Here is a 24,412-nt window from a genome sequence, read left to right on the forward strand (position 1 = left end):
GATGCGACTTTCGACAGCAGTCAAAGACCAGGAGCGCCGGCTGCTTAAGGTGTTGACGAGCCGATGCAGCGGACGCTCACCGCCGCCTCGTCAGCGATGGTCGAGTCCGCCGCCGTCACCATGGCTGCGTTGGACCGCGATTGACACGGGCATGGAAGGATGGGATGGCCCTTCGGGCTGTCGTCAGCACCTTCGGCGCGGCTAGTGGACCCGAACAGCATCCGTTCACCACGATGGTCTGCAACTTGGGCCACCATGGCCCATCGTTTCCGGCAGCCTTCCTCTGCGCGCGGGTCAGCGTCCTGCTCATGGAGGCATATTAAGGATCGCTTAAGCCCTCCCGGCCACTCTGTTAATACCAGCCCGAAGATTTCCGCTGGAGGTCACAAACCGACCGACCTGAAGCCCTCGCTGACTGACATATGAGGAGATGCTGATCATGAAGCGAATTGAGACGTGCAGGGCCCGCAACGGCCAAACAAGCGCTGGTGCCCCGATTGCAGCGACGTCGGAAGTCCCCTTCCCAGAAAGCAGAATGCGTCCTTCTCTCAGGGTTACAGGCGATCACCTCGCGGCATGGGGTGAGGACCTTTGGCCCGACTGCGTAGACTGACAAGCGCTTTGACCGGCTGGTCGCATCTGTGCAACGAGATCTATTTGCCAATTGGCGAAGCCCACGGTGCTGCACTCAAGTGCTGCGTTGTTGGCTGCTCAGGGGCTGCAGACGACTGCTGCGGGGAGGACGGGTCCTGCTCGCTTCCCTGTGGCTTATCCCGGAGCACCTCGTTGAGGACCTGGGTGAGGGTTAGCTCCTGGCCAGCCGCCCAAGCCAAGGCGAAGGGAACTGTGCCGGCTTGAGTTCTTGCCTTGGCCATTACCGATTCGAGATGTCGCTGTTCTGCCGGGAAGAGCGGAAGCCCCCGTTCCTTGCGGTAGGCATCTACTGCCGCAAGTACGCGGATGGCCAGCTCGGTGCGGCGCATTTCAACGTAGGCGTCTGCCAGTTGTTCGAGGAATCCCGCGATTTGGCCCTGTCCGCCAAGGTCCTGCGCTCCGCTTATTGCCTCAAGCAGCAGTCGTTCGGCACCAGGGTAATCACCGATTTGCTCCATGCACTCGGCCAAATTAGTTAGGGCGATCGCGAGTATCCATCGGTCACCCACTTGTCGGGCAAGTGCGGCGCTCTCGCGCCGCAAGGCAAGGGCCTTATCTATGTCACCGGAGTAGTACGCAACCAGGCTCAGCACGATTAAGGCGCATATGCGGGTGCGGGGGCTGGCAAGTGGTAGCGATAGCGCTTCGCTGGCCAGCCGCTCAGCGGAGACATTGTCATCACGCTCCGACGCCTGCACCGCCAGACACGCCGTGCTCCAGGCGACCCCTTGGTCGTTGCCGGCGGCTTCGAACGCTTTAAGGGCCCTGTGGTGAAGGTCGGTGGCATCGTCGTTACGACCGAGCATCCAGCACAAAGTGGCTGTTCCACTAAGTGCGGGTGCTCTGAGCGCTGGTGAAGCAGTCGGTGTGTTGGAGATTAGCTTCAGGGCGATTTCACATTGCTCGGCCACGTCCCCGGTCAGCTCCCAGTAATGCCAGAGCTCTCCTACCAGCCGTAACGCCAGCTCAGTGGATCCGCCAGGCCCGGCAGCCCACAGAAAAGCGCCCCGCAGATCGGGCGCATCGGCGTGCAGGGCGTGGAATGCGTCCACTTGACCGGGCGCCCATAGGTGGGGGCTGACGACCTCGGCCACACTAAGGTAGTACTCGGCGTGCCGACGCCTCACCGTTAAGGCATCGACATACGATTCGAGCCGGTCACGGGCGAACTCGCGGATCGTCTGCAACATTGATATCCGCTCTGTTCTCTTGGAGTCCACGTAGCGGCGCAGCAGGCTATGACGTGACAGCACGGTCAGCAGGTCTTCGGCCACAGCGTCTTCAGCGGGAGACGATCCGCAAATGCTGCTGACAGCGGTCACCGTCGGATCAGCAGCGAAGACGCCCAGACGATCGAAAAGTTGCCTTTCAGCCTCATCGAGCAGCCCGTAGCTCCAAGCGATAGTCGCCGTGAGTGTCCGCTGACGATCCGGAAGATCGCGGAAAGCTGCCGGCAAGGCGGCAAAACTGACCTCCAGCTCATTCAGGAGTTCGCTCTCGCTGCGATAACGCAATTGGGCTGCGGCCAATTCGATCGCGAGCGGAAGGCCATCCAAGCGGCGACAAAGCCGCGTCACCACCGCAGCATTATCGCCATTGACGTTCAGGCGCGGACGCACTGTACGGCCACGGGTCAAGAAGAGCTTCACCGCTGGCACTGATTGCAGTATGAGCGGTGGCAGTGGTGGGTCGAGAGGAGGGAGAGCCAAAGGTTCGAGCTCGTATTCGTACTCGGCGCGCAGTCCGAGCGGGCGCCGGCTCGTGGTAAGGATCCACAGGTCGGGTGCGGCGGTGAGCATGTCCACCACTACGGGCCATGCCTCCTCCAGGTGTTCGAAGTTGTCCAAGACCATTAACAAGCGTCGAGAGCGCAGGAAGCGGGTCACGCTCTTTATAGGGTCCACGCCCGCCCAGTCCTCCAAGCCAAGCGCATTCGCTATCGCTGCCGGCACCTGACGGTCTTGCGTGAGCGGAGCAAGGTTGACCCAGCAAGCGCCGTCGGCCATTTGTGGAGTTAGCCTTCCCGCGGCAGCTAATGCCAGGCGCGTCTTACCGGTCCCGCCGGAACCCGTGATGGTGATCAGCCTGCAGCCTTCGTCGACGAACAAGCTGCACAATTCCCCAAGCTCCGTCTCACGCCCGACCAGTGGCGTGAGCTCGGAAGGAAGATTATCCACCCGCTGCCTGATCCGTCGGCGGCCCTCCAAGGCGGGTGCTGCAAGGGACGGGTCTTGCTGCAGCACGGATTGTTCCAATCCTCGCAGGCGTGGCCCCGGATCGATGCCCAGCTCGTCAGCGAAGACTCGGCGTGCGTCGCGGCACGCTGCCAGCGCATCCGCCTGCCGATCAGACCTGTACAAGGCGAGCACCAGCGAGGCCCAAAGCCGTTCCCGATAAGGGTTCAATGCCACCAGCGACAGCAACTCACCCACCAGTGCACGGTGCCGACCCAGCGTCAGATCTATCTCAATCAGGTCCTGATAGACATCCAGTCTCGATTCCTCCAGCTCATCCAGCTCCGGCCGGAACACCTCCATGTCGGCCAAATCAGGAAACGCCGGACCCCTGAAAAGTTGTACGGCTTGGCGAAGACAATCGGCACCTTCGAGCAAGTTCCCGTCCTGCACAGCCTGCCCGCCCGCGGCGACCTCCTCGCGGAAGCGCAGAAGATCAAGCTCATCCTCTTTAAGAGTCAGCACATAGCCGCCCGAACGGCTGGCCAAGCGCTGTGAAGTCACCCCTTTCGGTCGCTCCGGCTCGAGGAGGCGCCGCAAAGTCGCAATGTACACCTGCAACTGAGGGCCAGGCTTTGCTGGTGGATTGTCAGCCCATATGGCCTCCGCCAAAAAGTCCGGTGTAACGATGGAGTTAGCCCGCAGGGCCAGACACTCTAAGACAATCCGTTGCTGACCGGCTCCGACGGCAACCGGCGCCCCGCCGACGACAACCTCCAGCGGTCCCAGAACCCGAATCCCAAGTGCACCCACAACATTCCCTTAACGACCCGGTCTGTGCTGAGAGTTCAACACGCCCAGCTTCTCGTGGGGCGTCTCCTCAACTGCCCTTCTCGTCAACTGCCCTGCGCACGACCTCGGGCGGGCGCCTGTTTCCAAACGCGCTAGGAAGCTGAAGGACTTGGTGGTATTTCTCTCGTCGGGCACAACATTTACCTCCGAGTCAGAATAGGCCGTTTCTAGCCGCCCCTAGAGCCCGGTAACCATCGACGCGACTGGTTGTATATGAAGTGAAAATACGCCGAGATTAGCTCGAGCGGAAGCCTCAAATAATGCGAATCCCTCTGCCGGTTGGCCGTCGTTCAGGGTCATTGCCCCAATCCGTCGCTGGGAGCGTAGCTCCTTGGGATAGCAGCCACATGACATTTAGCTGCAACACATGAGATTGGCCAAGCCAAACCTCCCTCAACTCTTCCAGTGTCAGCCGAGAGAGCAAGGCTCGCCTTGGCGCTGAAGCCTGGCGATGGGGGCGACTTACCACTGCCACCGAAGCCAATGCCAGCCATCCATGCTGGCGGACCGGGGCAATTAAGGATCCATTAAGCGGCCCGCGCAACCCTGAGATCACAACAGAAACAACCACCGAAGGAAACACATCATGTATCGCAAGATCTATTCCACAGCCGTCCTGCTCGCCACCGCCCTGGGCTTCGCGGCCGTCACCGCCAGCCCCGCCACCGCCGGCGCGGCCTTCAACCATTGTGAACCACTCGTCCGCCGCTGACCCGGCACCACTAACCCAACCAATCCGTACCGCCACACACCCTAGGAGATCATCATGTTCCGTCGAATCTGGTCCACCACCGTCCTACTTGCCACCGCCCTGGGCTTCGCCGCCGCCACCGCCGGCCCCGCGGCTGCCGCCCTCAGCGCGAATCACTGCCAACCACTCGTCCGGCGCTGACAGCCCGGCTCGCCAACCCGGTTTTCAGCCGTTCACGCACCTCCGGAAGGAGATCATCATGTTCCGTCGAATCTGTTCCACCGCCGTCCTCCTCGCCACCGCCCTGGGCTTCGCAGCCGCCTCCGTACACCCTGCAGCTGCCGGGATTGGCTTCAACCATTGCGAACCGCTCGTCGGTCGCTGACCCGGCACCACTAACCCAACCAATCCGTACCGCCACCACCCTAGGAGATCATCATGTTCCGTCGAATCTGGTCCACCGCCGTCCTCGTCGCCACCGCGCTCGGCTTCGCAGCCGCCACCGCCGGCCCCGCCCTCGCCGGGACCCGGCTGAACCATTGCGAACCACTCGTCCTCCGCTGATTATAAAGATGCGGCAGTCCTCCGGCCCGAACCGATATGGTTCGGGACCGGAGCTGCTCTGACAGGCAGGATTCGATGTGGGACTGAGGCATCTGTGGGACTGAGGCATCTTAGGGCACGAAGAACGCTCCGGAAGGCCCAACAACTGTCACGAAGGGGCCATCCTGAACGTGCAGAGACCACGGCGCTGAAGGCACTGAATCTTCTGCCTCCAACTGCAGGCAACAGACTGGCTGATGTAACTGATCGCGTGTCAGTCCTGGAGACGCTAGCGCAATTCGCGGCCGACTCCGCAAGCCATTCAGAGGCGCAGCGCCGCTGCGACGAGGCTTTGACTCTTCTCGAGCATGCAGAACCGAGCGCCACCCGCGATGAGCGGCGCGTTGCCATTCTCGTCCACAAGGGAAACAGCCAGCGGCTATCTGCCCGCTATGAGGAATCATCAATCACCTTGGCCCACGCCCTTGCTCTGTCAGAACCACTGCAAGTTTCCGTTGCGTCAGTCGGCCCGCTCAACGCGCTGGGGATTCTGGCCAAGGACCGCGGTCGATATGAAGAGGCAGCCACTTACTACAACAGAGCCCTAAAACTGCTTGCAGCAAAAGTTGGGGGGAATGCACCGGACATGGCGAGCCTCTTCCACAACCTGGCGGGCTTGAACCACGTTCAAGGACAATTTGTCCAAGCCGAGGAACCGGCGCGTAAAGCAGTCAGGTTGCGCCGGGCGGCCAGGCCCCCAGACCCGGTAGGGTTGGCCGCCGATTTGTCAGTCCTTGGCGCTGTCCTCGCCGGGCAGGAGCGCTTTAACGAAGCTACCGTCGTCCTGTCAGAAGCACTGAACTTATGGCGGAACCGTTATGGCGAAGAGCACTATGAGGTCGCCGTCCAGCTTCACAACCTCGCGGCAATCCAGCAGGCTCAGCAAGACTATCTGTCATCTGAGGCAACTTTCCGGAGAGCCCTGGCGATCAAACAGTCGATTCTTGGACCCTCTCACCCTGAAATCGCAGTGATTCTGAACAATCTCGGCACCCTGTATTCCGACATCGGCCGGACCCGCGAAGCCATGGACTGCTACGAGGACGCGATCACGATATTCAAGCAGACACTGGGTGACGGCCACCCCAGCACTGATGCCGCCATTCAGAACCGAAACGCTCTTGCGAAACTGCGATCTGCTGCAGTTACGGACGAAGCCGCCAAGGGAGACCCGGGCTCAATGCCTTACGTCGACTAATCGAGATCCATAGTTGCTTTGGCCAGTTTTCAGCCTTGATTTATCTTCCCGGGAGCTCCAGTATTTGCACAACAAGCGGCACGCGCGACGTCACAGTGCAGGGCCAAAGGAAACGTACAACACGAGGCCAACGCCCAACACACGTTCCCTGACTCGCTCCAACGACTAGGAGGGGGAAATGCCATATAAGCGGATCTCCAAAGCCGTGGGTATTGTGGCCCTCGCCGCCCTTGCCCTAACTGCATGCAGCCCTGCTGCTGACACTGCTCACACCGATAAGGTCAGCAGCGACCCAACCAAGATCATCACCGCATACAGCAACGAGCCCCAGAACCCACTGCTGCCCGCGGACACGAACGAGGACTATGGCAGCCGCGTCATCGAACTGCTGTTCGAGGGACTTCGCGCTTACGACCCGGAAGGCAAACCCATCAATGCGCTGGCTGAATCCATCGAGACCGTCGACGCTCAGAACTGGATCATCAAGGTCAAGAGAGGGAGCAGATTCACCAACGGTGAGGAAATAACGGCCAAAACATTCATCGAATCCTGGAACTTCGCCGCACTGAGCACCAACTACCAAAGCAACGCTTCATTCTTCGAGTCCATTGACGGCTATGCCGCTGTGAGCGCCGTCCGGACGACCACAGGCACGGATGAGACAACCATGACCGTCCCTGCCCCCACAGCGCAGACGATGTCCGGCTTGGTGCTCAAAGACGACCACACGTTCTCAGTAAAGCTATCCCAACCCGAGGCCGATTGGTCGCTTCGACTAGGCTACTCGGCATTCTTTCCCCTGCCGTCGGCAGCCATTCGGGACCCCAAGACCTACGGTGAAAATCCCATTGGAAACGGCCCGTACAAGTTCGCGAAGGAAGGATCGTGGGTTCACGACGAATCCCTCTCTCTCGTCAGGAACGACGCTTATGACGGACCCCGCAAAGCCAAGAACGGCGGCGTGACCTTCAAGTTCTACACAGAGCCGGGCCCCGCCTACATCGACCTCCAGTCCGACAACCTGGACCTCAGCGACACGCTGCCATCCAACGCTCTCAGGACATACAAGGCCGACTTCCAAGACCGGTATGCGGCAAAGCCCGTGGCCTTAAACGCCACACTTATCATCCCCCCATACAATCCAAACTTTCAGGGCGAGGCCGGCAAACTTCGACGTCAAGCCCTTTCCCAGGCCATCAACCGGGAAGAAATCTGCACGATAATCTTCAACGGCACGTGTACGCCGGCCAAGGAGTTCACCGCCCCGGTTCTGGACGGCTACACCGAGAAGATCCCAGGCAACGAAGTGCTCAATTTCGATCCGACCAGGGCCAGGGACCTGTGGGCACAGGCCGATAAAATCAAGCCGTATGACGCATCGAGGCCGCTGCAGATCGCCTCGAACACGGATGGCGGCAACAAGGAATGGGTTGACGCGGTAGCTAACGGATTCAAGAATAACCTCGGCATCCCCGCTGAAACCCAGCCATTTGCCAAGTTCGCGGAACTTCTGGACCGGCGCAAGGCCCGTTCCCTCCCTGGCCTAACACGCACTGGCTGGAACGGGGATTACCCGTCGTTGTACAACTTCCTCGGCCCGGTCTGGGGGACCGGGGGACCCGCCAACTACGAGAAGTTTTCGTATCCGGAGTTTGACCAGTTGCTCCAAGAAGGTCTGAGATCCAAGGAGACGAGTGAGGCGAATGCGAAGTTCAACAAGGCCCAGGAAGTCCTGTTCAGGGAACTCCCCGGATTGCCATTGTGGTACACCAATCGGCCTATCGTGTGGAGCAACAACGTCCTTTCTGCTGAGACCGGTTGGAACGGAGCTATCCTCTACCACAACGTTTCCGCCAAATAGAGCCAGGATCACAACCTGCCGTGATGGCGGTGGTCGGGCTGATCCCCGGTCCCCATGTTGGCCCGCGGTCGCGGGAAGACAACCATGGATTTCCACCGCGTGCACAGAAAGCAGTGCCTCTAAGTGATTCGGTACCTCCTTCGGCGTCTGCTTCAAACGATTCCCGTCTTAATCGGTACGACGCTTCTCGTTTATTACATGGTTTTCGCCCTGCCGGGGGACCCGATTGCTGCACTGTTCCGAGACAAGCAGCCCCCACAAAGTGTCATAGACGACCTGCGGAACCAATACCACTTGGACGAGCCGTTCTGGATCCAATACGGTGCCTTCCTTGTCAACCTCCTCACCCTTAATCTTGGAAACGACTTCACGCAACAGCCGGTCGCCTCGACTCTGGCTCGGATATTTCCCGTAACCGCTATGCTCGCGGTCGAAGCCCTCATCATCCAGGCAGTTTTCGGCGTTACCTTCGGTCTAATCGCCGGTCTTCGCCGGGGCAGGGTTTTCGACTCAACCGTCCTGGTCGTATCCCTGATCGTCATCGCGATACCCACATTCGTCCTTGGCTTCGTGTTTCAGCTCGTTTTTGGCGTCCGGCTGGGCTGGGCCAAACCTACCGTTGGTGCCAACGCGGATTGGGCAGCACTCGTCCTTCCCGCCACGGTGCTGGGGCTCGCGTCCTTCGCCTACGTCCTGAGGCTTACCCGCGCCTCGGTCATCGAGAACAAGAAGGCCGACTACGTCCTCACCGCATCAGCAAAGGGACTGTCCGGTCCACGTCTCGTCCTGACGCATATCCTGCGCAATTCCATGATTCCGGTCGTGACATACCTTGGCGCGAACCTGGGAAGCCTCATGGGAGGCGCGGTCGTCATCGAGGGCATTTTCAACGTGCCGGGCGTCGGCAACAAGCTGTACCAAGCCGTCCTGCGGGGCGAAGGGCCAACTGTGGTGATCATCGTAAGCGTGCTTGTACTCGTTTTCGTCGTGGCAAACCTTCTTGTAGACCTCCTTTATGCATGGCTTGACCCGAGGATCCGATATGACAAGTGACCATGACGCTCAACACTTTGTTGCACCCAGAGAGGAAATCCCCTTGCTACCCGCCGATCCTCTCAATGTAGAGGCAACACACCGTAGTCTCTGGGCCGATGCATGGTGGAAACTCCGCCGTCGGCCCTTGTTCATCATCTCCTCCTTGATGATCCTCATGATCATCGTCGTGGTGCTCTTTCCCGGGCTCTTCACCCAGACACCGCCGAACGAAAACTGCCACCTGGCCAACTCGGCCGGACCGCCGGTTCCCGGGCATCCACTGGGATTCACTTTCCAGGGATGCGATGTCTACTCGCGCATCATTCATGGGACACAGGCGTCAGTAGCAGTTGGGCTGCTATCCGTTTCGGGTGTGCTAGTTATCGGCGTGACTTTCGGCGCCGTCTCGGGTTACTACGGAGGCTGGATCGACGCGGTCCTTGCTCGCCTGAGCGACATCTTTTTCGCTCTCCCCCTGGTCCTTGGCGCGTTAGTCGTTGCACAGCTACCGCCCGTTCGGGAGAACAAGAGCGTCTGGACTGTAGCGCTTGTCATCTCCCTGCTGGGATGGCCACAGATGGCCCGCATCACCCGCGGCGCCGTTCTAGAAGTCAGTAACGCGGAGTTCGTCACGGCCGCGAAATCGTTGGGCGTTTCGAAGTTCGGCACGCTCGCCCGTCATGTACTGCCTAATTGCATGGCGCCCGTTGTTGTTTTGGCGCCTTTGGAGCTGGGCACGTTCATCGTGACGGAGGCGACCTTGTCCTTCCTGGGCATTGGCCTACCCCAATCGGTCATGTCATGGGGGCAGGACATCGCAGCCGCCCAACATTTGGTCCGCACAGACCCCATGATCTTGATATACCCGGCCGTTGCACTGTCAATCACGGTGCTGAGTTTCATTATGCTCGGCGACGCACTCCGTGACGCCTTCCATCCGAACAGCCGTCGTCGATCGAGGAAACGATGAAGTCACTGGATGCAAGCCTCAACGACGAGGGCTCCGAAGTGGAAGGACCGCTGCTGGAGATAAGGGACCTTAAAGTCACCTTCCAGACACCACATGGCGATTTCGATGCCGTGAGGGACGCACACCTAAGCATCATGTCTGGTGAAACCGTGGCCATGGTAGGAGAATCCGGCTCTGGCAAATCCACCACAGCCCTTGCAGTCATCGGCCTGCTGCCTGACAACGGGCGCGTTTCCGGCGGGCAAATACTGCTCAACGGTGAAGACATAGCCCATGCGTCCGAGCGGCGCATGATCGAACTTCGCGGCAAGACCATCGGCATGGTCCCGCAGGACCCGATGTCCAATCTGAATCCTGTCTGGAAGATCGGGTACCAAGTGAGCGAAGCGCTGCGTGCCAACGGCAAGCCGGCGAGGCACTCGGATGTCGCGAGGGTCCTTGAAGAGGCTGGACTTCCGGACCCGGGGCGCTGTGCCAGGCAGTATCCGCACCAGCTTTCAGGCGGGATGCGGCAACGTGTACTCATCGCGATCGGACTGTCCTACCCACCGAGGCTTCTGATCGCGGACGAGCCAACATCGGCCCTGGACGTCACGGTCCAGCGGCAAGTCCTGGACCACTTGGAGGTTATGACTTCGGAGCTCGGCACAGGAACCCTGCTGATTACTCACGATCTAGGTTTGGCTGCTGAGCGTGCGTCTAGAGTTGTAGTTATGTACGGTGGGCGGGTAGTTGAATCTGGCCCCTCGCTGGAGTTGCTACTCAACCCTAGGCACCCGTACACGCAGAGACTAGTTGCCTCGGCGCCCTCGCTGTCTTCCCGCCGCATCCAGACACGAACTCGCTCTGCCTTCACCGGAGAAGCGTGCCCGAGACGAAGCCGTCCTCGGAGAAGTAGTGGTGCGGACGAACTCCTGAAGGTCGAAAACCTTACAAAAAAGTTCAAGCTTCGGTCAGCTACTGGGCGGTCAACCCCATTCACAGCCGTGGACAACGTTTCCTTCAGCGTCGGACGGGGAACGACAACGGCCATCGTGGGGGTGTCTGGTTCCGGCAAATCCACCATTGCACGAATGGTCCTGAACCTGTTGACGCCCACGTCCGGGCGGATCGTGTTCGATGGAGTGGACACCTCCACGCTTAGTAACCGGCAAATCTTCGATTTCCGCCGCCGCATGCAGCCCATCTTTCAGAATCCATACGGTTCCCTCGACCCGATGTACAACATCTACCGGACCATCGAGGAACCTCTCAGGACTCACCGGATCGGTGACAGATCAAGCCGGGAGAAGAAGGTGCGGGAACTCCTGGATCAGGTGTCCCTGCCCCAATCCAGCATGAAGCGGTACCCGAACGAACTCTCGGGTGGGCAGCGGCAGCGTGTGGCGATCGCCCGGGCATTGGCTTTGGATCCTGACGTCATCATCTGCGACGAAGCCGTGTCGGCTCTCGACGCACTTGTGCAGGCACAGGTCCTCACTCTCCTCGGCCAGCTCCAGTCGATACTGGGATTGACCTACGTCTTCATTGCTCATGACTTAGCTGTCGTGCGGCAGATCGCCGACGACGTCTGCGTTATGGAAAAAGGCAAGGTCGTGGAGGCTGGCCCCACAGACTCGGTCTTTGAAGCGCCGCGACACGACTGCACCACGGCCCTACTCAACGCCATCCCCGGGACAGGACTATTACCGCCGCAGGTTGGCCGCTCTGTCCTGACTAACGGTGTGGATATTGCTAAGTGCTCTCACCGTCCGCGCGCCTGCCGGTCGTGGAAGTAGTTCGGAGCATCGGGGGCGTGCTCGGCTCCAGAGAGTGCCCGCCTGATGACCAAGCATGCCGGACGATGAAACCGTGGACCGGACGATCGAAGAGCGCACTTCCCGACCATGATTCATTCCCGGGGCCTTCTGCGGCGCTGCCTGCCCGTCCGCCAGCCGGGGACGGTGGCGTCCAGGGCATCTGCCTTCCTGCCATCGAGTTCACCCCGGCGCTGCTTGTAGCGCTGGGTGTGCAGCCACACGCCGAGGTCGTGCTCTTCACTGGTGATGACGGCCTTGTGGCGGGGCCGGTCGCTGCCGGCGTCCGGGTAGGCAGCCAGTGCCTCGAGCCGTTCCTGCCACCGTGCCCCATCGGCGTCTGCCCGCGGGGGAGTCTGCCAGTCCGGAAGTACGGCCCGCTCGGGCCGACGGCATCCCGCTCTACGGTCTGCCGCGCGGCTCCATCGCTCAGGCGTTGGTCCGGGCAAGCGGGGGCGAAGGAACGGCGCGAGATCTTGCGCCGGGGTGGAGGTCGATCTCTGCCGACTGCCATGCGGCTATCGAGGAATGTGGTTCTGAAGCGGTAACAGCGTACGTCCCGTTCGCCGTGGCGGCGCTCGATGCTCTGGACGCTGGGCATGCGGAGGCCGCTCAGGCACTCGCTGGCTCGCTCATAGACGCGATCCTGACTTCGTACTTTGGGAAGGATCGCTAGAAGTACACTCCCGACCGGAACGGGAAACGGACGAAGGACACGTATGCCGAGTTCAGCGTCCGGCAGTTCATCGCGTTCGCTCTGATGTGGCAAAACTACCAACAATTCTTCGTCGCCGACGGCGACAAGGTGCCGAGGACATTCAGCCGCAACGCCACGGCGCACACAGTGAGTCCCCGCCAGTTCAACAGGAGTAACGCGGTCCAGGGCATCATGATTGCTTGCAGCCTGCTGTACCGACTTGACGAGCAAGCCCGGCACACGAGGTGGCCACGGAGCTGTAGTGGCCATGGGCAACGGGAAGCCAACCCTCAGTACAAGCACATCGAGGAACGCTACCTTGAGCCACGTACGGCCTCAGCAAGCAGAGGAGATTCTGCCTAGGAATGACCCACCTCCTAAGTTAATAATCACCGGTGCCAACTGCGGCCTCATCCTTGGAGCCCTGCTGCTGGCGGCGCGCAGCCTGCGGCTGGCCAGGCTTCCCGCTGCCGCATTCGCCCTGGCAGGCCTCGGCCTGTTTGTCCTGATGGTGGGACCTGATGCCAGCGTCTTGAGGGCCGCCCTGATGGGGGCCATTGCCCTGGCGTCGCTTGCAAGCGGAAGAACCGGCCGCGGCCTGAGCTTCCTCTGCCTCGCCGTCATCGGCCTCCTGCTCATCGACCCGGGACTCGGCACGAGTTTCGGCTTCCTGCTGTCCGTCCTTGCCACCCTCGGAATCATCGCGCTGGGCCGGCAGATCGTGGACTGGATTCCGGATGTCATCCCGCGCTGGGCGGCGGCCGGCATCGCCGTGCCGTTGTCGGCCCAGCTGCTGTGCGGCCCCGTCGTGGTGCTGCTGCAACCCCAGTTCGCCGCCTATTCTCTGCCGGCCAACATTCTCGCGGCCCCGCTGGTGGCTCCAGTGACCATTCTGGGAACCGCCGCGGTGCCACTGGTGCCGCTGCTGCCATGGCTGGCCGCTGTACTGATCGGGGTTGCCGGCTTTTTCGCGGCGGGCGTGGCTGGCGTGGCCAGGTTTGTGGCCTGTCTTCCGGGGGCGGCTCCGCCTTGGCCCGAAGGCCAGTTCGGCCTGTTCACCATGGCGCTGCTTTCGGCCATGAACGTGCTGGCCGTCTGGCTGGCTACCCATCCCGCCCAAACGCTCGGGTTCGTCCTCGCCGCCCATCGTGCCACGGCCGGTTGCCTTGAGTGGCTGGCGCAACTAACGAACCCGCGGCCGCGCTCCGCCAGGCGCGCCCACTCGGACGGCCCCGCCCGCTTGGGCCGGCGCGGCTTGGTGCAGCGGTTGGGCCATGGCAGGCTTAGAGTCTGCAATCCGTACCCCGGGAGGAACCAACAGTGGCCGCTGCCCAGCCCCAACGATCCAGGACGTCGGCGACCAATTCGGCCACCTGGCGGGACGTGACCCCGGCCGGAGTGGTGCTCATCACGGGTCCGGAAGAATACCTTGGTATCCGGGCCATGGACCGCATCCGCTCGCAGGTCCGGGCCGCCGCTCCGGACGTCGAGCTCACCCGCCTCAACGCGGGGAGCTATGAGGCAGGCTCGCTGGCCATGATCGTCAGTCCCTCCCTGTTCGGTGAGACTAAGCTGATCGAGGCCGAAGGCTTGGAGTCCATGAACGACCCGTTCCTGGCCGATGCCCTGGCCTACCTGCAGCACCCGGAACAGGACGCCGTTCTTGTCCTGCGGCACGCCGGCGGCGTCCGGGGCAAGAAGCTCCTCGACGCGGTCAAGGCCGGCGGATGGCCCGTCGTTGACTGCCAGCCGCTGAAGAAGGACGCCGACAAGACGGCATTCGTGGTGGCGGAATTCAAGGCTGCGTCACGACGCATCGAACCTGACGCGGTGCAGTCCCTCGTGAACGCGGTCGGCGCCAGCCTGTCCGAACTCGCGGCGGCCTGCAGCCAGCTCATTTCCGACGCTTCCACCACGGTGGATGCCGAAATGGTTGAACGGTATTACGGAGGGCGGATCGAGGCCACCGCGTTCAAAGTGGCCGACGCCGCGATGGCCGGCAACGGCCCGGTTGCGCTGTCCACCCTCCGTCATGCCCTGGCCACAGGGGCTGACCCCGTACCGCTGGTGGCTGCCTTGGCTGCGAAGTTGAGGACCGTTGCCAAAGTGGCCGGGGCGCAAGGTTCAGCTGCCCAGATCGCCAAGCAGCTGGGCATGCAGCCATGGCTGGTGGAGCAGGCGCAGCGGGACGTCCGGAGGTGGACGCCGGAAGGCCTCGCCCGATCAATCCAGGTGACCGCGGAAGCCGACGCGCAGGTCAAGGGCCTCTCCCGCGATCCCGTGTATGCGGTGGAGCACGCCGTCACGGTCATTGCCGCGGCCGCCCGCGGCCGGTAGCCAAAGCACGTTAAAAAAGACGCAAGCAGGTTAAAGAGATGTGGCCGGCACCAATGGTGCCGGCCACAAGCATCAGTTCAGTTGAACTGGAAAACCTTAGAGTGCGTTGACCTTCTTGGAGATCGCCGACTTGCGGTTTGCAGCGTTGTTCTTGTGAAGAACACCCTTGCTGACAGCCTTGTCCAGCTTACGGCTGGCAGTAACGAGCGCAGTAGTAGCGGCTTCCTTGTCAGTGGACTCAACGGCGGTGTTGACGGCGCGGATGGCCGTCTTCAGCTCGGACTTGACTGCGTTGTTGCGCAGACGAGCCTTCTCGTTGGTCAGGATGCGCTTCTTCTGGGACTTGATATTTGCCACGTGTGAACTCTCTTTTTAATGCGGAAATGGTCTAGAGGGCTTTCAGGTTGGCCATTGACTGAGCGGCGTGGGGATACCTATGGCGGCCAACCATCAGTGGCCGTCGACCTGCACGGACACACAGCTATGAATAGTAGCAGAATTCAGCCGGGAGAGGCGATTTGCAGGGACCTGGCGCGTCCCGGCCCGCCGCATTTCCGCAGGTCACGTCCAGCCATTCAGGTCCCGCAGCGCCTCGGCCACGGCGAAAAACTGGCTGCGGCCCAGTACCGCGCCTTCACGCCTGACATCCGCAGGCCGGATCTGGAGGACACGGTCGAGCTTGGCCTCGCTGGGACGCAACTGCCTGTCCCACGGGCCGGTGCCGACGTCGACATAGTCGCGGCTGCGCCGGGGATGGGCGTCGTGGTCCTTGCTGGTCAGCATCAGGCCGAGCAGGTAACGCCCATGGTTGCCCACCAGCAGGACCGGGCGGTCCTTGCCGCGGGAATGGTCCTCTTCATAGGGGACCCAGGTCCACACTACTTCGCCGGGATCCGGCCGGCCGTCGGGTGAGGGGGAGTACCGCAGGCTTGCCGTGCCGCGGAAGTCGCCAGGATATCCGCCCGACAGGCCGGCTGTCCCGGTCCGGCCAGCGACCTTTCCCAAGGAACTCCCGGAAGCTGCCGTGGATGGCTTCGCCGGCGCCGCCTTAGGCCTGGCCCGCGGGGTTTGCTGCCCACTGGGGGAGCCGGAGAGGAAGCGGAGGGAAGCGCGGACGGCGTTGCCCATGGTGCGGAAGTTCAGGGCCATGCCGGAAACGATACCGCCGCAAAGGTCAGGGCCACCGCCAGGGGCCCGGACATGTACCATGCCTGGAATGTACTGCGCGGGGCCTGAACGTGGGAGACTAGAGGTTCAGATATGCGGCAGCATCAGGATGGCCCGAGTTCGGCCTGAACGACGCCGTGGATATGCCAACAGTTGCCAACAGTAAGGACCCTGCGTGTCTCCCATGGCCCGCACCGCCCCGGTGCCCGCCGCGACAGATCCGGCCATCATTCGGAATTTCTGCATCATCGCGCACATTGACCACGGTAAATCCACCTTGGCCGACCGCATGCTGCAGTACACCGGCGTCGTGCAGTCCCGCGACATGAAGGCGCAGTATCTGGACCGCATGGATATCGAGCGAGAGCGCGGCATCACCATCAAGTCTCAGGCCGTGCGGATGCCTTGGGAGCTCGATGGCGTGAGTTACGCCCTGAACATGATCGACACCCCGGGCCACGTTGACTTCACCTATGAGGTGTCCCGGTCCTTGGCGGCCTGCGAAGGCGCAGTGCTCCTAGTGGACGCAGCCCAGGGCATCGAAGCCCAGACCCTGGCCAACCTGTACCTGGCCATGGAAAACGATCTGACCATCATCCCGGTCCTGAACAAGATCGACCTCCCGGCCGCGCAGCCGGAGAAGTACGCCGCCGAACTGGCCAGCCTGATCGGCGGCGACCCGGAGGACGTGCTGCTGGTCTCCGGCAAAACCGGCGTCGGCGTCGAGGCGCTGCTGGACAAGATCGTCCGTGACCTGCCCGCTCCCGTGGGTGACCCGGACGCGCCGGCCCGTGCCATGATTTTCGACTCCGTCTATGACACCTACCGTGGCGTGGTCACCTACGTTCGTGTGGTGGACGGCATGCTGCACCCGCGTGAGCGTATCCAGATGATGTCCACCAAGGCCAGCCACGAGCTCCTGGAAATTGGGGTCAGTTCCCCGGAGCCGACGCCCTCGAAAGGCCTCGGTGTCGGCGAGGTAGGCTACCTCATCACCGGCGTGAAGGACGTCCGCCAGTCGAAAGTGGGCGATACGGTCACCAATCTCGCCAAACCCGCCGCGGAATCGCTGAGCGGCTATGCGGATCCCAAGCCGATGGTGTTCTCAGGCCTCTACCCTCTGGACGGCACCGACTACCCTGTGCTGCGCGATGCGCTGGACAAGCTCAAGCTGAACGACGCAGCGCTGATCTATGAACCGGAAACCTCTGCAGCCCTCGGCTTCGGCTTCCGCGTGGGCTTCCTTGGCCTCCTGCACCTGGAGATCGTCCGCGAGCGCCTCGAACGCGAATTCAACCTGGACCTGATCTCCACGGCGCCCAACGTGGTCTACGAGGTCACGCTCGAGGACAAGAATGTGGTCACCGTGACGAACCCCAGCGAGTTCCCCTCAGGGAAGATCAATGAGGTTCGCGAACCCATGGTGGCCGCGACAATCCTTGCCCCCAACGAGTTCGTCGGCGCCATCATGGAGCTGTGCCAGGGCCGCCGCGGCGTCATGCGCGGCATGGACTACCTGTCCGAAGACCGGGTTGAGCTGCGGTACTGGATGCCGTTGGCCGAGATCGTGTTCGACTTCTTCGACCTGCTCAAGTCCAAGACCCGCGGCTATGCCTCCCTCGACTGGAAGGCCGATGGCGAACAGGTCGCCGATCTCGTCAAGGTGGACATCCTGCTGCAGGGCGAGCAGGTGGACGCATTCAGCGCCATTACCCACAAAGACAAGGCCTACGCCTACGGCGTGATGATGACAGGCAAACTGCGCGAGCTTATCCCGCGCCAGCAGTTCGAGGTTCCCATCCAGGCCGCCATCGGTTCGCGGATCATCGCCCGTGAATCAATCCGCGCCATCCGCAAGGATGTCCTGGCCAAGTGCTACGGCGGTGACATCACCCGAAAGCGCAAACTGCTGGAGAAGCAGAAGGAAGGCAAGAAGCGCATGAAGATGGTGGGCCGCGTGGAAGTGCCGCAGGAAGCCTTCATCGCCGCCCTCACCACGGACGAATCCAAGGACAAGGCCAAGAAGTAGTGATGACCGTGGCCGAAACCACCGGAGGCCGCACACATGCCTAGCGTTCTGCCCTTAGGGGATCCCGCACCGTCGGACGGCCTGCTGCCGCCGCAGGCGCTGGACGGTGCGGCGGACCGGGCCTTTGGACTCTACGTGCACATCCCGTTCTGCGCGGTTCGCTGCGGCTACTGCGACTTCAATACGTACACTGCCACGGAGCTCGGCGGCGGCGCGTCCCAGGATGCATATGCCTCCACGGCCATTTCCGAAGTGGAGTTCGCCGCGGGCGTCCTGGAGCAGTCCGGCCTTCCCGCCAGGAAGCTCCGGACGGTGTTCTTTGGCGGCGGCACACCCACCCTGCTGCCCGCAGAGGATCTGGCCCGTATTCTCCGCGCTGCCACCGATCAGTGGGGCATCGAACCCGGCGCCGAAGTGACCACGGAAGCCAATCCGGATTCCGTCACGCCCGAGTCGCTGCAGCTCCTGGCCGATGCCGGCTTTACGAGGGTTTCCTTTGGCATGCAGTCTGCTGTGCCGCATGTCCTGAAGGTCCTCGACCGGACGCATACGCCCAGCCGTGTGCCCCTGGTGGTGCAGTGGGCCCGGGATGCCGGGCTGGACGTCAGCCTCGACCTGATTTACGGCACGCCGGGCGAATCGCTCGAGGACTGGCGCTTTTCGCTCGAAACGGCGCTTTCCTACAGCCCGGACCACATCAGCGCCTACGCGCTGATAGTAGAGGATGGCACCAAGCTTGCGGCGCAGATCCGCAGGGGTGAAGTACCGGGAATCGACGACGACGACCACGCCGCCAAGTATGAGCTCGCCGATCAGATGATTTCCGACGCCGGCCTCCACTGGTACGAGGTCAGCAACTGGTCCGCCACTGCCGATCAGGCCTGCCGGCACAACCTTGCCTACTGGCGCGGGGATGACTGGTGGGGGATCGGACCCGGCGCCCATTCGCATGTCGGCGGAGTGCGCTGGTGGAACGTCAAGCACCCCACCGCCTACGCGGGCCGGCTCGCCTCCGGTGTGTCGCCCGCTGCGGGGCGCGAAACCCTCGACGCCGAAACCCGCGGAGTGGAAAGAATCATGCTGGAGGCCCGGCTGGCTTCGGGACTAGCTGTCAGTTCGCTCTCGGCCTCCGGCAAGCATGCAGTGGCCGGACTCATTGCCGACGGCCTCGTGGCACCTGCCGATGCTTTCCGCGGAAGGCTGGTCCTGACACTCAAGGGGCGGCTGCTGGCGGACGCCGTCGTGCGGCGGATCCTGCCGGACTAACCTCCGGGTCCGGGCCCGCAAAACTGAATACGGCTTAACCAACAGCGGCCCCAGACCCGAACAGGTCTGGGGCCGCTTGGGCCGTTACTTGATCCAGCGCAGGTTGTACGCGTAGCGGTGCGGCTGGCCACGGTTGACGTGGATGCCGGCGGACACGGCGAAGCAGGTCAGGGCAATCCAGATCAGGGTGGCGAGTACGGCGAACAGGTTGCCTATCACGGGGAGCAGCACCAGCACGTTGGCGAGGACAGCCGCGATGGTGGGTGGCAGCGTGAAGTTCAGGGCTTCCTTGGATTCCTGGGCCGTGAAGGGCCCCCGGTCGCGGAAGATCAGGTAGATCAGCAGTGCCGGCACGCAGCCGAGGATCCCGCCGAAGTGGGCCAGCGTTGCCCACTGTCTGTCCTCGCTGGCGGTCAGTGGAAGCGCATTGGCAGGCACGCCATGGTACTGGGGCACGTCAGGGCCGGACTGGGGATCCCTGCGGTCGCGAGCATCTTCTGCCACGGTTTTCTTCCTTAAACATGCGTTGGTGCGATATTGCCGGTGGTTCATGTTCGCGCCGGCCGGTGGCGCCGGACGGCGGGAGCGCGCAAGGCGCCCTTCCAAGAATACTGGGTCGGGCCCGGAATGGACGACGCGCTGCCGGCCCCGCGACACCGCAGTTCTCTTAGGGTCCACCCTGTATCCCGGGGTTCAAGCCCTTGGCGTAGGCCGCCTGCCCCACATGCTGGAGGCAATCGGCAATTGTGCTGACCAGCCGCACCCCAAGAGTGACGGGCGGGTCCCAGCCGTAGTCGACGACCCGGTCGAAGTCCTCGTCGCCGAGAGTTCTGAGAAACTCCGCAGTCTGCCGGTGAACGGCATCGTAGTATGCGAGCAACAGCTCCGGCGTGGCCCGCACTGCGTCGACCTGGCCAGTCGAATGGCCGTAGCCCGTGTCGCCTTCGGGCAGCGGCAGGTCGAAGCGGCCGGCAAATTCCTGCGAAGTCCAGACCTGCTCCAGGCCAGCGGCGGAGGCGACCTGCGCGTCCTCTATCCGGCTGAGGTGCCAGATCAACCAGGCAATAGAGTTCCCGTTGCCTGCCGGACGGCGGATCAGGGACGCGTCGTCGATCCCATCCAGGGTGGCGGACACGGCCTCGTGGATCCGGACGAAAGCGTCCACCAGCAGATCGTTGGATTTCATCGCGTCACCTTAGTGTTCGCCGGCCGGGCGGCCAGTGCGCATCCGGTCACGTGCGCAGCGCACAACCGCGGACAGATCGAGCCCATAGGTTGGTCCTGCGCCGGAACTGTACTCCTCGAGTCGGGCCGCACCGCGCTCGACGAGCCGGAGCGCGCCAACGCTGTTCCCCCGCGCGGCATGCGTGAGCCCGACGCAGATCTGGGCGAGACCCTGCCAAAGGTTGCGTTCTTCTGCCGGCCCGGCTTTCCAGCGCGCCTCAAGTACTTCATGGGCCGCGAAGGGCCGGCCGGCCTCCACCAGGCTTCGGGCCGAAACCAACGTCTGCTCTGGAGGCAGCGGCTCCTCCGAGACCGGCTCGACGCCAGCACTTCCGTACGGCAGCGGCCGCCCCAGCGCGTCGCGGGGCCGGGCCTGCCGCGGGCGCCGGAAGGCATCCCGATCCCTGTCGCCGGTCATCGCCGTCCCCGTCCTGAGCGTCCCTGGAGCCTGCCCGCCTTCATACACGCCATGCCGTTCATACACCCCATGCTAAGACCCACTCTTTGGGAAGGTCTCGCCATGTTTGTTGATCCATGGAACCTACAGTGTCAGCTACGGCGCAGTGTCAGCTACGGCGCAGTGTCAGCTACGGCGCAGTGAGGAAGTCGATGACCTCTTCCACCCGGCCCAGCAGCGCAGGCTCCAGGTCGGCGTACGTCCGCACCGCACCGAGGAGCTTTTGCCAGCCGAGGCCGACGTCTTCCTTGGTGGAATGCGGCCAGCCGAATGCAGCAAGGATCCCGGTCTTCCAGTCCGTGCCCCGGGGCACCACCGGCCACTGTGGAATGCCGAGGACGGACGGCCTGATGGCCTGCCAGACATCCACGTAGGGGTGGCCAACAATAAGCACGTTCCCCGCGGCGCCGGGCGAGGCCATCACGGCGTCCGCAATCCGGGATTCCTTGGAGTCCGGAACGAGGTGGTCCACGAGCACTCCCAGCCTGCGGCCGGGTCCCGGGCGGAATGTGGCAACAGCGGCGGCCAGATCGTCAATGCCGTGAAGGGGCTCGACGACGATGCCCTCCACCCGGAGGTCGTCGCCCCAGACTTTTTCCACGAGTTCGGCGTCGTGCTTGCCCTCCACCCAGATCCGGCTGGCCTTGGCGACCTGGGCGCGCTGGCCCTCCACCCGGACGGAGCCCGACGCGGTGCGGGCTGCCGTGCCGGAACCTGGCCGCTTGGCCGACGGTGCCGGCGGCATCAGCCGGATGGGCTGGCCCTCCAGGAGGAAACCGAATCCAAGCTTGAATGAGCGTGACTTGCCGCGGCGGTCCTCGAGCGCCACGACGTGCATCCCGCCGGACTTCTCCACGCGTGTCACCGCTCCCACCCAGCCGGATTGGACGTCCTCCAGCACCATGCCGCGCTCCACCGGTACCTCTGGCAAATCATTCTTGGCCGGCGCTGCAATGTCCCGCGGGCCCCAGGTCTGGTACTGCATAGTTCACACCGCTTTGCACTAGGAAGCTGCCGCCACGGCCTTGAACCGGCCTCCGGGCGGAATCGGGCCCGGAATTTCGCCCGGAGCGGTACCAATGCTAACAACGGGCCGTCTCATATTAGACTTGTTAGCACTTAGGCATGTCGAGTGCTAAGCGATGGGTTGTCGGGCCCGCGCTGCCCCTGCCCAATATCGGTCGATCGGAGGTGGACTATGAGCGAACCACGCAAGCTCGAGGTGCTGCGCGCCATCGTCGAGGACTATGTCCATTCCCGGGAGCCCGTGGGATCCAAGGCACTCGTCGAGCGCCACCACCTTGGGGTTTCCAGCGCCACCATCCGCAACGACATGGCTGCTCTGGAAGACGAGGGCCTGATCACCGCCCCGCACACCAGTGCCGGCAGGATTCCCACGGACAAGGGCTACCGGCTTTTCGTGGACCAGATCTCGGCCGTCAAGCCCCTCTCCCAGGCGGAGCGCCGGGCCATCCAGTCCCTGCTGGAGGGAGTCGACGATCTCGACGACGTCCTTGACCGTACGGTCAGGCTCCTTGCGCAGCTGACCAACCAGGTCGCCGTCGTGCAGTACCCGCACCTGAGCCGCGCCGTGGTCCGCCATATTGAGTTTGTCCAAATGGCGCCCCGCAAAGTCCTCATCGTGCTGATCGCCGATTCCGGTAAGGTCGAGCAGCGTGTCATCGACGTCGGCCAGGAACTCAGCGACGACACCCTGACTGCCTTGCGGACCAGGTTCTTGGCCGGGGTCGCAGGCACGGCGCTGACCATGCTGCCCCAGCACCTGACTGCCGTCGTGGCCGGCTGCGCTCCCGCAGAGCGTCCGGCCGCCATCGCCCTGAGCAGGGCCCTCGAGGGACTCGCCCACAGCACCAGGGAAGACCGCATGGTCATGGCCGGCACCGCGAACCTGGCCCGGTCCAACGTGGACTTCCCGCTCAGCATCGGCCCCGTCCTCGAGGCCCTGGAGGAGCAAGTGGTCATGCTGCGCCTCCTCAGCGAGATGGCACAGGATCCCCGCGGTGTTGCCGTGAGCATCGGCCGCGAGAACCCCTACGACGGACTGGCTGAGGCGTCCGTGGTAGCTACCGGCTACGGACCGGACTCCACCGCTAAAATCGGCATCCTCGGACCCACCCGCATGGACTACCCCACCACGATGGCCGCCGTCCGTGCGGTGGCCCGCTACCTTTCGAGGATTCTTGGCCCGTAACCCCCACAGTCCAGTGAATCCCGCACCCCAGGCAAGATAACCAGGAAGAGATACGAACTTTGAGCAGCCACTACGACGTTCTTGGAGTCTCACCGGAAGCCACCGGAGAAGAGATCAAAAAGGCCTACCGCAAGCTGGCCCGCACCCTGCACCCGGACGTCAATCCAGGGCCGGAGGCCTCTGACCGCTTCAAGGCCGTCACCCACGCCTACGAAGTGCTCTCGGACCCGCAGAAACGCCGGGTCTATGACACCACAGGCAACGAGAACGGCACGGACAACGGCTTCGGCGGCGGCGGTTACGCCGGCCAGGGCTTCGCGTTCCAGGATATTTTTGACACCTTCTTCGGCGCCGGCGGGTCCGCTGGCCCCGCCTCACGCGTCCGCAGGGGTCAGGACGCCCTCATCAGCGTCCGGATCGACCTGCGCGACGCTGTTTTCGGCGCCAACAAGAAGCTGGAAGTCGACACCGCCGTAACCTGCCCCACCTGCGAGGGGTCATGCTGTCGCGCAGGCACCCATCCGGAACGCTGCGATATCTGTGGCGGCAGCGGCCAGGTCCAGCGGGCAGTGCGCTCCATCCTGGGACAGGTTATGACCTCCGCTCCGTGCGGCTCTTGCGAGGGCTTCGGAACGGTCATCAAGGATCCCTGCAACGAGTGCAACGGCCAGGGCCGCATCCGCAGCCGCAGGTCGCTGACCATCAAGGTTCCCGCAGGCGTGGCCACCGGCACCAGGATCCAGCTTTCCGGGCAGGGCGAAGCCGGCCCGGCCGGCGGCCCCTCCGGTGATCTCTATGTGGAAATCCGCGTCAACAACGATCCCACCTACGTCCGTGATGGCGACGACCTCCACGCCACCCTGAACATTCCCATGACGGCTGCGGCGCTCGGAACGGAACTGAGCCTGGACACCTTCGACGGAAAACAGGAGATCGACGTCAAGGCAGGTACCCAGTCCGGCGAGATCATCACTCTCCGGGGACTTGGCGTCACCCACCTTCGGGGCTACGGCCGCGGCGACCTCAAGGTGCACCTGCAGGTCGAGACACCGGCCAAGCTTGATCCCGCCCAGGAGGACCTGCTCCGGCAGCTGGCCAAGCTGCGCGGAGAGCAGTTCTCCGAGGGCAAGCTGGCCGCGAGCGGCGGGGTCTTCGCGAAGCTGCGGGACCGCCTCGGTAACCTGTAGCT

Annotated in this window: 23 protein-coding genes and 1 pseudogene; 15 read left to right on the forward strand and 9 right to left on the reverse strand. The window is 62.9% G+C overall.

Annotated elements, in window-relative coordinates; genetic code table 11:
* Positions 1-653: 653 nt before the first annotated feature.
* Both J7E80_RS03360 and J7E80_RS24555 read right to left on the reverse strand, forming a co-directional pair.
* Positions 654-3,392, reverse strand: a complete 2,739-nt coding sequence (locus J7E80_RS03360) for a BTAD domain-containing putative transcriptional regulator (RefSeq protein WP_311380755.1) — start codon at positions 3,390-3,392, stop codon at positions 654-656.
* Between the two features lie 15 nt (positions 3,393-3,407).
* A pseudogene (locus J7E80_RS24555) lies at positions 3,408-3,641 on the reverse strand (winged helix-turn-helix domain-containing protein); the annotation flags it as partial.
* Positions 3,642-4,266: 625 nt separating this feature from the next.
* On the opposite strand from J7E80_RS24555, the gene J7E80_RS24195 reads away from it, so the two are divergent.
* The 9 genes from J7E80_RS24195 to J7E80_RS03385 all read left to right on the forward strand — a co-directional run bounded on the left by J7E80_RS24195 (position 4,267) and on the right by J7E80_RS03385 (position 11,816).
* Positions 4,267-4,392 carry a hypothetical protein gene (locus J7E80_RS24195; protein WP_285291787.1) on the forward strand — a complete coding sequence of 42 codons (126 nt, stop codon included), beginning with the start codon at positions 4,267-4,269 and terminating at the stop codon, positions 4,390-4,392.
* Between the two features lie 54 nt (positions 4,393-4,446).
* On the forward strand, positions 4,447-4,572 hold the full coding sequence (locus tag J7E80_RS24200; protein WP_285291788.1) for a hypothetical protein: 126 nt from the start codon (positions 4,447-4,449) through the stop codon (positions 4,570-4,572).
* Between the two features lie 58 nt (positions 4,573-4,630).
* Complete coding sequence (locus J7E80_RS24205; protein WP_285291789.1) at positions 4,631-4,756, forward strand: hypothetical protein; 126 nt, start codon at positions 4,631-4,633, stop codon at positions 4,754-4,756.
* Positions 4,757-4,809: 53 nt separating this feature from the next.
* Positions 4,810-4,935 (forward strand): hypothetical protein, encoded by a 126-nt coding sequence (locus tag J7E80_RS24210; RefSeq protein WP_285291790.1) that lies wholly within the window; start codon positions 4,810-4,812, stop codon positions 4,933-4,935.
* Between the two features lie 250 nt (positions 4,936-5,185).
* Positions 5,186-6,172: a tetratricopeptide repeat protein gene (locus tag J7E80_RS03365; RefSeq protein ID WP_215050062.1), complete on the forward strand. Its 987-nt coding sequence runs from the start codon at positions 5,186-5,188 to the stop codon at positions 6,170-6,172.
* A 178-nt stretch (positions 6,173-6,350) separates the two neighbouring features.
* Positions 6,351-8,033 carry an ABC transporter substrate-binding protein gene (locus J7E80_RS03370; RefSeq protein WP_215050063.1) on the forward strand — a complete coding sequence of 561 codons (1,683 nt, stop codon included), beginning with the start codon at positions 6,351-6,353 and terminating at the stop codon, positions 8,031-8,033.
* A 123-nt stretch (positions 8,034-8,156) separates the two neighbouring features.
* Entirely contained in the window at positions 8,157-9,086 is a 930-nt protein-coding gene (locus J7E80_RS03375) for an ABC transporter permease (RefSeq protein WP_215050064.1), read from the forward strand.
* Entirely contained in the window at positions 9,076-10,038 is a 963-nt protein-coding gene (locus tag J7E80_RS03380) for an ABC transporter permease (RefSeq protein WP_215050065.1), read from the forward strand. Before J7E80_RS03375 ends, J7E80_RS03380 begins: the two co-directional genes overlap by 11 nt.
* Positions 10,035-11,816, forward strand: a complete 1,782-nt coding sequence (locus tag J7E80_RS03385; RefSeq protein WP_215050066.1) for an ABC transporter ATP-binding protein — start codon at positions 10,035-10,037, stop codon at positions 11,814-11,816. Before J7E80_RS03380 ends, J7E80_RS03385 begins: the two co-directional genes overlap by 4 nt.
* Before the next feature lie 113 nt (positions 11,817-11,929).
* Here the strand turns inward: J7E80_RS03385 and J7E80_RS03390 are convergent, their stop codons facing one another.
* Positions 11,930-12,283 (reverse strand): helicase associated domain-containing protein, encoded by a 354-nt coding sequence (locus J7E80_RS03390; RefSeq protein ID WP_215050067.1) that lies wholly within the window; start codon positions 12,281-12,283, stop codon positions 11,930-11,932.
* A 567-nt stretch (positions 12,284-12,850) separates the two neighbouring features.
* Between J7E80_RS03390 and J7E80_RS03395 the strand changes: the two genes are divergently transcribed.
* A complete protein-coding gene (locus J7E80_RS03395; protein ID WP_251036385.1) occupies positions 12,851-13,918 on the forward strand; it encodes a ComEC/Rec2 family competence protein in 1,068 nt (355 codons plus the stop codon).
* Positions 13,852-14,868, forward strand: a complete 1,017-nt coding sequence (holA, locus tag J7E80_RS03400; protein ID WP_215050068.1) for a DNA polymerase III subunit delta — start codon at positions 13,852-13,854, stop codon at positions 14,866-14,868. Before J7E80_RS03395 ends, holA begins: the two co-directional genes overlap by 67 nt.
* A 96-nt stretch (positions 14,869-14,964) precedes the next feature.
* On the opposite strand, the gene rpsT is transcribed toward holA, so the two are convergent.
* The gene (gene rpsT, locus J7E80_RS03405) at positions 14,965-15,225 is read right to left on the reverse strand and encodes a 30S ribosomal protein S20 (RefSeq protein ID WP_215050069.1); all 261 of its coding nucleotides are present in this window, start codon (positions 15,223-15,225) and stop codon (positions 14,965-14,967) included.
* A 204-nt stretch (positions 15,226-15,429) separates the two neighbouring features.
* Entirely contained in the window at positions 15,430-16,017 is a 588-nt protein-coding gene (locus J7E80_RS03410) for a type II toxin-antitoxin system PemK/MazF family toxin (RefSeq protein ID WP_215050070.1), read from the reverse strand.
* Positions 16,018-16,210: 193 nt separating this feature from the next.
* On the opposite strand from J7E80_RS03410, the gene lepA reads away from it, so the two are divergent.
* Both lepA and hemW read left to right on the forward strand, forming a co-directional pair.
* On the forward strand, positions 16,211-18,064 hold the full coding sequence (gene lepA / locus J7E80_RS03415) for a translation elongation factor 4 (RefSeq protein WP_215050071.1): 1,854 nt from the start codon (positions 16,211-16,213) through the stop codon (positions 18,062-18,064).
* 36 nt (positions 18,065-18,100) lie between these two features.
* Positions 18,101-19,330, forward strand: a complete 1,230-nt coding sequence (hemW, locus tag J7E80_RS03420) for a radical SAM family heme chaperone HemW (RefSeq protein WP_215050072.1) — start codon at positions 18,101-18,103, stop codon at positions 19,328-19,330.
* 84 nt (positions 19,331-19,414) lie between these two features.
* On the opposite strand, the gene J7E80_RS03425 is transcribed toward hemW, so the two are convergent.
* The 4 genes from J7E80_RS03425 to J7E80_RS03440 form a co-directional block, all read right to left on the reverse strand.
* A complete protein-coding gene (locus J7E80_RS03425; protein ID WP_215050073.1) occupies positions 19,415-19,834 on the reverse strand; it encodes a DUF4870 domain-containing protein in 420 nt (139 codons plus the stop codon).
* Between the two features lie 163 nt (positions 19,835-19,997).
* Complete coding sequence (locus J7E80_RS03430) at positions 19,998-20,516, reverse strand: mycothiol transferase (protein ID WP_215050074.1); 519 nt, start codon at positions 20,514-20,516, stop codon at positions 19,998-20,000.
* A gap of 9 nt (positions 20,517-20,525) precedes the next feature.
* Positions 20,526-20,972, reverse strand: a complete 447-nt coding sequence (locus J7E80_RS03435) for a DUF309 domain-containing protein (RefSeq protein WP_215050075.1) — start codon at positions 20,970-20,972, stop codon at positions 20,526-20,528.
* Positions 20,973-21,141: 169 nt separating this feature from the next.
* A complete protein-coding gene (locus J7E80_RS03440) occupies positions 21,142-21,996 on the reverse strand; it encodes a DUF3097 domain-containing protein (RefSeq protein ID WP_215050076.1) in 855 nt (284 codons plus the stop codon).
* 213 nt (positions 21,997-22,209) lie between these two features.
* Between J7E80_RS03440 and hrcA the strand changes: the two genes are divergently transcribed.
* Positions 22,210-23,223 (forward strand): heat-inducible transcriptional repressor HrcA, encoded by a 1,014-nt coding sequence (gene hrcA / locus J7E80_RS03445; RefSeq protein WP_215050077.1) that lies wholly within the window; start codon positions 22,210-22,212, stop codon positions 23,221-23,223.
* Between the two features lie 59 nt (positions 23,224-23,282).
* On the forward strand, positions 23,283-24,410 hold the full coding sequence (gene dnaJ, locus J7E80_RS03450; RefSeq protein ID WP_215050078.1) for a molecular chaperone DnaJ: 1,128 nt from the start codon (positions 23,283-23,285) through the stop codon (positions 24,408-24,410).
* Positions 24,411-24,412 lie beyond the last annotated feature (2 nt).

It is taken from the genome of Arthrobacter sp. ISL-28 (assembly GCF_018613875.1).
In the GTDB taxonomy this organism is placed as follows: domain Bacteria; phylum Actinomycetota; class Actinomycetes; order Actinomycetales; family Micrococcaceae; genus Arthrobacter.